The organism is Pseudomonas sp. Z5-35 (genome assembly GCF_051131945.1).
GTDB lineage: Bacteria > Pseudomonadota > Gammaproteobacteria > Pseudomonadales > Pseudomonadaceae > Aquipseudomonas > Aquipseudomonas marvdashtae.
Genome location: NZ_CP071640.1, coordinates 1,903,755 through 1,916,049 on the forward strand (window position 1 = coordinate 1,903,755; position 12,295 = coordinate 1,916,049).

A 12,295-nucleotide genomic window follows, 5' to 3' on the forward strand; every position below is an offset into this window, starting at 1 on the left:
ATGAATGCTGAAGACGCCTTGAAACTTGCTCGCCGGTTTATCGGGTTGCCCTTGGACAAGCGCCAGATGTTCCTGGCAGCGCTGGACAAGGAGGGCGTGGAGTTCAGCCGTTTCCCTATTCCCCAAGGCGTCGAGGCTGACGACCGCCAGGCCCTGTCTTACGCCCAGCAGCGTATGTGGTTCCTCTGGCAACTGGACCCGCAAAGCGGCGCCTACAATTTGCCCGGTGCGGTCCGACTCAAGGGCACGCTGAGCCTGCCAGCGCTGGAGCAAGCCTTCGCCAGCCTGGTGGCCCGCCACGAAACCCTGCGCACGGTGTTCCAGCGCCAGGCCGACGACAGCCTCCTGCAGGTTCCGGCCATTGCGCCACTGGTGATCGAGCAGCAAGATCTCGGCAATTTGCTCGCAGGCGAGCGCGAGCAGGCGGTACGCCAGGCGGCGGAAGCGCAATCGATGCGGCCCTTCGATTTGTCGAACGGCCCCTTGCTGCGAGTCGAGTTGCTCAAGCTCGATGAGCAGGAACACGTGTTGCTGCTGACCTTGCACCACATCGTCTCCGATGGCTGGTCGATGAACGTGCTGATCGATGAATTCATCCGCTGCTACGACGCCCATGAAGCGGGCTTGGAGCCGCAGTTGGTTGACCTGCCGATCCAGTACAGCGATTACGCACTGTGGCAGCGCCGCTGGCTGGAGGCCGGTGAGCAGGCGCGGCAGCTGGCGTACTGGCAGGCGCAATTGGGTGATGAACATCCGGTGCTGGAGCTGCCGACCGACCATTCGCGCCCGGCGATGCCGACCTATCGTGGCAGCCGGTATGACTTCGCCATCGACGCCGCGTTGGCGGAGCAACTGCGCAGCACCGCCCAGCAGCATGGCGTCACGCTGTTCGTGCTGTTGCTCAGTGCGTTCAATGTGCTGCTGCATCGCTACAGCGGCCAGTCGGATATCCGCGTCGGTGTGCCGATCGCCAACCGTAACCGTGACGAAATCGAAGGCCTGATCGGCTTCTTCGTCAACACCCAAGTGCTGCGCACTGAGCTGGATGGCCAGACCCGGGTCGACCAGTTGTTGCGCCGTGTCAAGGAGACCGCGCTGGGTGCCCAGGCTCATCAGGACCTGCCGTTCGAGCGCCTGGTCGAAGCCCTGAAGCTGGAGCGCAGCCTCAGCCATACGCCGCTGTTCCAGGTGATGTACAACCATCAGCCGCAGGTGGCGGATGTCACCAGGATCCGCACGGCATCCGGGCTGGAATTGGGCATGATCGAGTGGCAGGCCCGCACCACGCAATTCGACCTGACCCTGGACACCTTCGAGAAGGCCGGCACGCTGCACGCTGCGCTGACCTTTGCCAATGACCTGTTTGAAGCGCCGACCATCGAGCGCATGGCACGGCATTGGCTGCGCCTGCTCACAGCAATGATTGCCGATCCGTCGCAGCGCATCGGCGAGCTGCCGTTGCTCGATACTGATGAGTACAGCAGCCTGGTCCACGGTTGGAATGCCACCGTCCAGCGCTACCCGACCGACCTGTGCATGCATCAACTGATTGAAGCCCAGGTGGCACGCACCCCGGATGCACCGGCGCTGGTTTGTGGCGAACAAAGCCTGACCTACGCCGAGCTCGATGCTCGCGCCAACCGACTGGCTCATCTGCTGCGTGAGCGCGGTGTGCGGCCGGACAGCCTGGTGGGCGTCTGCGTCGAGCGCTCGATGGAAATGGTCGTTGGCCTGCTGGCGATCCACAAGGCCGGCGGCGCCTACGTGCCGCTGGACCCTGAGTATCCGCAGGATCGCCTGGACTACATGATCGAGGACAGCGGCATCGCCTTGTTGCTGACCCAGCGCTCGTTGGCGGCGGGGCTGTCGACCGATGGCGTCGAGGTGATCACCCTCGATCAGCCGGCCGATTGGCTCGACGGCTACAGCGAGCATCGCCCCGGCATCAGCGTCAATCCGCTGAACCTGGCCTATGTGATCTACACCTCCGGTTCCACCGGCAAGCCCAAGGGCGCGGGCAACAGTCACGCCGCCCTGGTCAATCGCTTGTGCTGGATGCAGCAAGCCTACGGCCTGGATGGCAGCGATGCGGTGTTGCAGAAAACCCCGTTCAGCTTCGACGTGTCGGTGTGGGAATTTTTCTGGCCACTGATGACCGGTGCGCGCCTGGTAGTGGCCGCGCCGGGTGCGCACCGCGACCCGCAAGAACTGATCGAGACCATCAACCGTCACGGCATCAGCACGCTGCATTTCGTGCCGTCGATGCTGCAGGCGTTCATCCACGAGCCAGGCGTGGAAAGCTGCGAAGGCTTGAAGCGCATCGTCTGCAGCGGTGAGGCGCTGGCGCTGGACGCCCAGCACCAAGTGTTTGCGAAACTGCCGAACGCCTCCCTCTACAACCTGTACGGCCCGACCGAAGCGGCCATCGACGTGACCCATTGGACCTGCGTCGACGAAGGTGCCGAATGCGTGCCGATCGGCCAGCCCATCGCCAACCTGCGCACCCACGTGCTCGACGCCCAGCTGTCGCCGGTGCCGTGGGGTGTGCCGGGCGAGTTGTACCTGGGCGGGGCCGGGCTGGCGCGCAATTATCACCAACGCCCGGGGCTGACGGCGGAGCGTTTTGTGCCGTGCCCGTTCCATGACGGTGCGCGTCTGTACCGCACCGGCGACCAAGTGCGCCAGCGCGCCGACGGGGTGATCGAATACCTCGGTCGCCTCGACCATCAGGTCAAGCTGCGCGGCCTGCGCATCGAGCTGGGCGAAATCGAAACCCGCCTCATGCAGCACCCGCTCGTGCGCGAGGCCGTGGTGCTGGTGCAGGACGGCAAGCATCTGGTGGGTTACCTGGTGCTGCAAGACGGCGACCCCCACGAGACGTGGCAGCAGGACCTCAAGGCCTGGTTGCTGGGCAACTTGCCGGAATACATGGTGCCGACGTACCTGATGCCGTTGCATAAGTTGCCGGTCACCGCCAACGGTAAACTGGATCGCAAGGCCCTGCCACAACCAGACGCCGCGCCTCAACAGGCCTTTGTCGCACCACAGGATGCGCTGCAAACCGCCCTGGCCGAGATATGGCAGGACGTTCTCGGGGTGGCGCGCGTGGGGCTCGAAGACAACTTCTTCGAGCTGGGCGGCGACTCGATCATCTCCATCCAAGTGGTCAGTCGTGCGCGACAGGCCGGTATCCGCATTCAGCCCCGTGATCTGTTCCAGTACCAGACGGTGCGCAGCCTGGCGTTGGTGGCCAGCCACGACAATCACAGTACCGTGGATCAAGGGGCGGTCACTGGCGACGCCGTGCTCGGGCCGATCCAGCAGCAGTTTTTCACCCAGGCGATGCAGGCTCGCGAACGCTGGAACCAGTCGCTGTTGCTGACTGCCCGGGAGCCGCTGAATGCGCACTGGCTCGACGCGGCGCTGACCTGCCTCATCAATCATCACGACGCCTTGCGCCTGCGCTTTGTCGAAGGTGCCGACGGTTGGCAGCAGCGTCATGGGCCGCTGGTGCAAGGCGCCGAGGTATGGCATCGCGATGCCCGGTCCGTCGAAGACTTGAATGCATGGTGCGACGAGGCGCAGCGCAGCCTGGACCTGCAAGACGGGCCGCTGTTGCGCGCCATGCTGGTGAACCTGGCCGACGGTAGCCAGCGGTTGGCGCTGATCATCCATCACCTGGTGGTGGATGGCGTGTCGTGGCGCGTGCTGCTGGAAGACCTGCAGCAAGCCTACGAGCAGCTGGCGGCGGGCGGCGGCGTGGCGCTGCCAGCCAAGACCAGCGCGTTCAAGTGCTGGACAGCGCGGCTGAGCGCCGAAACGTCGCGCTTCGACGGTCAGTTGGCTTACTGGAAAGCCCAGCATCACGGGGCGCGGGATCTGCCTTGCGAGCGCCCGCAGGGCAGCCTGCAGAATGTTCACGGCGCCAAGATCGAATGGCGCCTGGACGCCGAGCTGACCCGGCAATTGCTGCAACAGACGCCCGCGGCCTATCGCACGCAGGTCAACGACCTGCTGCTGACTGCGCTGGCCCGCACCATCAGCCACTGGAGCGGGCAGCCCGGCACGCTGGTCGAACTGGAAGGCCACGGCCGTGAAGACCTGTTCGACGACATCGACCTAACTCGAACGGTCGGTTGGCTGACCAGCCTGTTCCCGGTGAAGCTCACCGTCACCGACGACCTCGACGGTTCGATCAAGGCGATCAAGGAACAACTGCGCGGCGTCCCGGACAAAGGCCTGGGCTATGGCGTGCTGCGTTATTTGGCGACGCCTTCGGTGCGAGCCGAATGGGCAGGCCTGGCGCCAGCGCGCATTACGTTCAACTACCTGGGCCAGTTCGACCGACAGTTCGATGAGTCGGCGCTGTTCGTGCCGTCCAGCGAAGGCAGTGGCGTCGCCCAGGACCCAACGGCTCCGCTGGCCAACTGGCTGACCGTGGAAGGCCAGGTGTACGGCGGGGAGCTGGCGATGAGCTGGGGTTTCAGCCGTGAGATGTTCGACAGCGCGACGGTGCAACGACTGGTCGACCAATACGCCATCGAACTCAAGGCGCTGATCGAGCATTGCGCCAACCCTGCGATGCCGCAAGCCACGCCGTCGGATTTCCCCCTGGCGCAGATCAGCCAGGCGCAGCTCGACCAGCTGCCGACGCCGGCCGGCCAGCTCGATGACATTTATCCGCTGTCGCCGATGCAGCAGGGCTTGTTATTCCACACGCTCTACGAACAGGCCGCCGGCGAATACGTCAACCAACTGCGGGTGGACGTGCAAGGCCTTGACGCCGAGCGCTTCCGCGCGGCGTGGCAAGCTACCGTCGCGGCGCAGGATATCCTGCGCAGTGGTTTCGTCTGGCAGGGCGAATGGGAGCAGCCGCTGCAGATCGTCCACAAGCAGGTGCAGTTGCCCTTCACCGTGCTGGACTGGCGCGAGCGTGGCGACCAGGCCCAGGCCCTGGCGGCGCTGGCCGATGACGAACGCGCGCAAGGTTTCGATCTTGGCCAGGCGCCGCTGTTGCGCCTGGTGCTGGTGCGGACCGGCGCCGAGTACTGGCATCTGATCTACACCCATCATCACATCCTGATGGATGGCTGGAGCAATTCGCAGCTGCTCGGCGAGATCATGCAGCGCTACAACGGACGCCCGCCCGCCAGCATCGTCGGCCGTTATCGCGATTACATCGGTTGGCTGCAACGCCAGGACGGGAAGCTCAGCGAGGGCTTCTGGCGCGAGCAACTGGCCGCGCTACAAGAGCCGACCCGACTCGCCCGCGCAGCGTTGGACACTGACAGCCAGGGCGGCCACGGCGATCGTTTCCACACGCTCGACGCGCCACGCACACAGGCGCTGGAAGCGTTTGCCCGCGAGCAAAAAGTCACCGTCAACACGCTGGTGCAAGCGGCCTGGCTGCTATTGCTGCAACGCTATACCGGGCACCCGACCGTGGCGTTTGGCGCGACCGTTGCCGGGCGGCCGGCGGACTTGCCCGGCATCGAGCAGCAGGTCGGGTTGTTCATCAACACCTTGCCGGTGATCGGCACGCCACGTCCCGACCAGACGGTCAGCCAATGGCTGCAAGCGGTACAGGCGCAGAACCTGAGCCTGCGGGATTTCGAACACACGCCGCTGGCGGACATCCAGCGTTGGGCCGGGCAGGGCGGCGAGGCGCTTTTCGACAACATCCTGGTATTCGAGAACTACCCGATTGCCCAGGCCTTGCAGCAAGGCACCGGTAGCGACGTCACCTTTGGCAAGGTGGCCAATCTTGAGCAGACCCACTATGCCCTGAGCGTGGCGGTCACCCTCGGTGAACAACTGGCGCTGCACTACAGCTACGAGCGTCGACAGTTCGCCGACGAGGTCATCAACCAGATCAGCGCTCATCTGCTGCATCTACTTGAACAATTCAGCCAGGGTGCCGAACGCAGGCTGGGTGAAATCGCCCTGGCGAGCAGCGCGCAACAGGCGCGGCAACAGGCCAACAACCGCCCGCAGCCGTATCCGGTGGACATCGCCGTGCATCAGCGGATCGCCGCGTTGGCGACCGAGCGCCCGCAGCGCACGGCAGTGATTTTCAACGGCCGGCACTTCAGCTACGGCGAGATAGACCAGCGCGCGAATCAACTGGCCCACGCCTTGATCGCCCGTGGTGTTGGTCCTGAAACCCGCGTCGGCGTGGCCCTGCCGCGCAGCGAAGGGGTGATCGTCGCGCTGTTGGCGGTGCTCAAGGCCGGCGGCGCCTACGTGCCGCTGGATATCAGCTATCCGCGAGAGCGCCTGGCGTACCTGATGGAAGACGCCGGCCTGGCCTTGCTGATCAGTGACACGTCGGTATCGGCGCAGTTGCCCGTGGACGAATCGTTGCCGCTGCTGGAGCTCGATCGTGTCGATCTGCGCGAGCTGCCGGCCGGCGCGCCGCAGGTCTCACTCGATCCGCAAAACCTCGCCTACGTCATCTACACCTCAGGTTCCACCGGCAACCCCAAGGGCGTGAGCGTGGCCCACGGTCCGCTGGCGATGCACTGCCAGGCCATCGGCGAGCGCTATGAAATGCGCGACAGCGATTGCGAGTTCCATTTCATGTCGTTCGCTTTCGACGGTGCCCATGAACGTTGGCTCACCAGCCTGACCCACGGCGCGTCGCTGCTGATTCGCGACGACAGCCTGTGGACCCCGGAGCAAACCTACAACGCCATGCGCGAGCACGGTGTGACGGTGGTGGCGTTCCCGCCGGTGTACCTGCAACAACTGGCCGAACACGCCGAGCGCGAGGGCAACCCACCGAAGGTGCGCATTTACTGCTTCGGCGGCGATGCCGTGCCTAGCGCCAGTTTTGAACGAGTCAAGCGCGCCCTCGATCCGGATTTCATCATCAACGGCTACGGCCCGACCGAAACCGTGGTCACGCCGCTGATCTGGAAAGCCGGCCGCGAGGTGGCGTGTGGCGCCGCGTACGCGCCGATTGGTAGCCGCATCGGCGACCGCAGTGCCTACGTGCTCGACGCCGATCTGAACCTGCTGCCCCAAGGCATGGCCGGTGAGCTGTACCTGGGCGGCACTGGGCTGGCCCGCGGTTACCTGAACCGTCCGGGCCTGACCGCCGAGCGCTTCGTTGCTGACCCGTTCAGCGCCGGCGGTCTGCTGTACCGCACCGGCGACCTGGTGCGCCAGCGCGTCGACGGCACTTTCGATTACCTGGACCGTATCGACAACCAAGTGAAGATCCGCGGTTTCCGCATCGAGCTGGGGGAAATCGAAGCCAGCCTACAAGCCCTCGACGGCGTGCGCGAAGCGGTGGTCGTGGCCCAGGAGGGCGCTGCCGGCAGCGGCAAGCGCTTGGTGGCCTACGTCGTGGCTGCAGAAGCTGCGCGTGGAGATTTCGCCGAGCACCTGCGCGAACAGCTCAAGGCGACATTGCCGGCGCACATGGTCCCGGCTTATCTGCTGCTGCTCGAACGCCTGCCGCTGACCCCCAACGGCAAACTCGACCGCAAGAACCTGCCCAAGCCTGACGCCAGCCAATTGCAGCAAAGCTACCTGGCGCCGCGCAGCGCGTTGGAGCAGCAACTGGCGTCGATCTGGCAGGACGTGCTCAAGCTTGAACGCGTCGGCCTGCGGGACAACTTCTTCGAACTGGGCGGCGATTCCATCGTCTCGATCCAGGTGGTCAGTCGCGCCCGCCAGGCCGGGATTCATTTCACGCCGAAGGATCTCTTCCAGCATCAAACCCTGGAAATGCTGGCGACCGTTGCCCGCCTGGGCGAAGCCGCCCAAGTCATCGATCAGGGCCCGGTTACCGGTGAGCTGGCGCTGTTGCCGGTGCAACGCTTGTTCTTCGAACAAACGATCGCGCAGCGTCATCACTGGAACCAGGCGGTGATGCTCAAGCCGACCGAGCGCCTGGAGGCGCGAGTGCTTGATCAGGCATTAAACGCGCTGGTGCTGCATCACGATGGCCTGCGTTTGAGCTTCACCGAGCGGGGCGAGGGTTGGACGGCGCGCTACCGTGCGCCGGCCAGCCATCGCGACGAATTGCTCTGGGCCGTGGACGCGCCTGATGCACAGGCCTTGCAGAGCATAGCCAACGAGGCCCAGCGCAGCCTGAGTCTGCAAGACGGGCCGCTGCTGCGTGCGGTCTTGGCGACGCTGGCCGATGGCAGCCAACGGCTGTTGCTGGCGGTCCATCACCTGGTGATCGACGGCGTGTCGTGGCGAATCCTGTTCGAGGATCTGCAAAGCGCTTACCGCCAGTTAGCCAGTGGCGCAGCCTTGCAGCTGCCGCTCAAGACCCATTCGGCGCAGGCCTGGGCCGAGCGGCTGCAAGGTTATGCGCGCAGCAACTCGCTGCAGCAGGAATTGACCTTCTGGCAAGCCCAGCTCGAGGGCGTCGATGCGCGGTTGCCGATGGATAATCCACACGGCGGGCAGCAGAACCGCCTGGCGATGACTGTGCGTACGCGACTCGACGCCGCGTTGACCCGACAACTGCTGCAAGACGCGCCCAAGGCCTATCGCACCCAAGTCAATGATTTGCTGCTGACTGCCTTGGCGCGGGTCATGGTGCGTTGGACCGGTGCCGACAGCGTGCTGATCCAGCTCGAAGGCCATGGTCGCGAAGCCCTGTTCGACGATGTCGACCTGACCCGCACCGTTGGCTGGTTCACCAGCCTGTACCCGGCCAGGCTCACGCCACGGGCGGACCTTGGCGATTGCCTGAAACAGATCAAGGAACAACTGCGGGCGATTCCCGACAAGGGCCTGGGCTTTGGTGCCCTGGCCCACCTGGCGGATGACGCCACGCGGGCGCTCCTGGCCCGACTGCCGACGCCAAGCCTGACCTTCAACTACCTGGGGCAGTTCGACGCCAGCTTTGACGAAGCCGACGGCGCCTTGTTCGTGCCGGCCGACGAAGCTGCTGGCGATGAGCTGGACGCCGAAGCGCCACTGTCCAACGTGTTGGCCTTGAACGGCCAGGTGTTCAATGGCGAGCTGAACCTGGGCTGGACCTTCAGCCGCGAGCAGTTCAACGAGGCCACCATCCAGGCCTTGGCCGATGAATATGCGGACCAATTGCAGCGGCTGATCGAGCATTGCTGCCAGGGCGGACACAACGGTGTGACGCCGTCGGACTTCCCGCTGGCGAGCCTGGATCAGCAGCAATTGGACGGGCTGCCAATGCCGACAGCGCAGATTGTCGACCTCTATCCGCTGTCGCCGATGCAGCAGGGCATGTTGTTCCATGGCGTGTACGGCGACGCCAGCGGCGACTACAGCAACCAGTTGCGCCTGGATGTCGAAGGGCTGGATCCGCAGCGTTTCCGCCAGGCCTGGCAGGCTGCCGTGGACGCCCATGACATATTGCGCACGCGCTTCGTCTGGCAGGGCGACCTGTCGGCGCCGGTGCAAGTCGTCAGCAGGTATCTGGAGCTGCCTTACAGCGTGCATGACTTGCGCGGCGACCCGCAGCCCGACCAGGCCTTGCAGACCCTCGCCGATGCCGAGCGCCAGCAACTGGACCTGAGCGCGCCAGCCCTGATACGCCTGATGATCGTGCGCCTCGACGAGCAGCGTTATCACCTGATCTACAGCCACCACCACATCCTTATGGATGGCTGGAGCAATTCGCAGCTGCTCGGCGAGGTGCTGCAACGCTACAACGGTCAATCTGTCGCGGCGTCTGGCGGTCGTTATCGCGACTACATCGCCTGGCTGCAACGCCAGGATGCAGCAGCCAGCGAAGCGTTCTGGAAACCTGCGCTGCAACGCCTGGAAGCCCCGACGCGGCTGGCCGATGCGGTCGTCAAACCGGCCGAACTGGGCACCGGCTACGGCGATCACGTGCAGGTGTTGGATGAAGCGTCGACCCGCCGCCTGGAAGCTTTCGCCCGAGCCTCGAAAGTCACCGTCAACACGCTGGTGCAAGCGGCATGGCTGCTGCTGTTGCAGCGCTACACCGGCAAGGCCACCGTGGCGTTTGGCGCGACGGTGGCCGGGCGTCCGGCGGATTTGCCCGGCATCGAGCAGCAGATCGGCCTGTTCATCAACACCTTGCCGGTGATCGCCAGCCCGCGGGCCGAGCAGACGCTGGACAGCTGGCTGCAAGCGGTGCAGGGACAAAACCTGGCGCTGCGCGAGTTCGAACACAGCGCATTGCTGGACATCCAACGCTGGGCCGGGCAGGGCGGCGACGCGCTGTTCGACAGCCTGCTGGTGTTCGAGAACTACCCGATCGCCCAGGCTCTGGAGCAGGGCGCGCCGGACGGTTTGCGCTTCGGCTCGCCCATTACCCAGGAGCAGACCAACTACCCGTTGACGCTGTTGGTGGGGTTGGAGCGGCAGTTGTCGGTGCACATGAGTTATCAATTGGCGAGCTTTGCTCCGGATACGGTTGAGCGGTTGGCGGCGCATCTGGCGCAGTTGCTTGGGCAGATGACGGCCAATGGCGAGCGCTGCCTGGGTGAACTGTCGATGCTGGAATTCGATGAGCATCAGCGCCTGACCCATGATTGGAATCCAGTCGATGCGCCGTTCGAACAGGACGTTTGTGTTCATCAACTGATCGCCCGCCAGGCGCAATCCACTCCTGACGCATTGGCCGTCACCTTCGCCAGCACGCGCCTGAGCTACAGCGAACTCGACGGCCGCGCCAATCGCCTGGCCCACAAGCTCATCGAGCTGGGCGTCGGCCCGGAAGTGCGAGTGGGCGTGGCGATGCCGCGTTCCGAACAGTTGTTGATCGCCTTGCTGGCGGTGCTCAAGGCCGGTGGCGCCTATGTGCCGCTCGACCCCGATTACCCGGCCGAACGCGTGGCCTACATGCTCGATGACAGCCGTGCGCGGGTGCTGTTGACCGAGCAGGCAGTGGCGGCGACGTTGACGGTTCCGGCCGAGACTGAAGTGCTGATGCTCGATCAGCTCGACCTTTCACGCTATCCATTGGACGCACCACAGAGCAGCGTTAAACCCGACAATCTTGCTTATGTGATCTACACCTCCGGCTCCACCGGCAAACCCAAAGGCGTGGCCATCGCCCATCGCAACGTGTTGGCGCTGATCGACTGGTCGAAATCGGTCTACCGCCGCGACGACATCCAAGGCGTACTCGCTTCCACCTCGGTGTGCTTCGACTTGTCGGTGTGGGAGCTGTTTGTCACGCTCGCCAACGGCGGCTCGTTGATCATCGCCCGCAACGCCCTGGAACTGCCGCAGCTGCCGGCCCGCGATCAAGTCCGGCTGATCAACAGCGTGCCCTCGGCCATCGCTGCGTTGCAACGCAACGGCGAGATTCCGCCGAGCGTGCGCATCATCAACCTGGCCGGCGAGCCGCTGAAGCAAAGCCTGGTGGAGACGCTGTACCAACAGCCAACCATAGAGCACGTCTATGACCTTTATGGTCCTTCCGAGGACACCACCTATTCGACCTGGACCCGCCGCACCGCCGGCGGCACGGCGAACATCGGTCGCCCGCTCAAGCACACCGCCAGCTACCTGCTGGACGCGAACCTGCAACCGGTGCCCCAAGGCGTCTCGGCGGAGCTGTACCTGAGCGGCGCGGGCATCACCCGGGGTTACCTCGGGCGCGCGGCGATGACCGCCGAAAAGTACGTGCCGAATCCGTTCTCGATAACCGGCGAACGCCTGTACCGCACCGGTGACCTGTGCCGCTATCGCGCCGATGGCGTGCTCGAATATCAGGGCCGGATCGACCATCAGGTGAAGATCCGTGGCTTGCGTATCGAGCTGGGGGAAATCGAGGCGCGGCTGCTGCAACAAGCGGCGGTGCGGGAAGTGGCGGTGCTCGCTCAGGACGGCGCGGGCGGCCAGCAACTGGTGGCCTACGTGGTCGCTTCGGCTCAGGAGGCGGACGCCAGCACCCTGCGAGATCAGCTCAAAGCCAATCTCAAGACAAGCGTGCCCGACTACATGATCCCGGCGCACTGGCTGTTCCTCGAACAACTGCCGCTGACCCCCAATGGCAAGCTCGACCGCAAGGCGTTGCCGAGCATAGAGAGCGCACGTTCGCAAAGCAGCTACGAAGCGCCTGTCAGCGAACTCGAACAGCAAGTCGCGGCGATCTGGGCCCAGGTGCTCACCGTCGAGCGCGTGGGCTTGCACGATCACTTCTTCGAGCTGGGCGGCCACTCGTTGCTGGCGGTCACCGCCGTCTCGCGCATGGCCCTCGAACTGGGGGTGAGCCTGACCCCGCAACTGTTATTCCAGCACCCGGTCCTGAAGGATTTCGTCGCGTTACTCGACAGCGGCGACCGGCCAATCAATGAACAGAAACTGAACAAGC

1 protein-coding gene (running past one end of the window) is annotated in these 12,295 nt (G+C 64.6%); it reads left to right on the top strand.

From position 1 onward, the window contains the following. Positions 1-12,295 carry the 5' portion of a non-ribosomal peptide synthase/polyketide synthase gene (locus tag J3P95_RS09075; RefSeq protein WP_434577751.1) on the top strand. Its footprint extends 35 nt past the window's final position, so the window shows 12,295 of its 12,330 coding nt (coding positions 1-12,295); the start codon lies at positions 1-3; its stop codon lies off the right edge, out of view.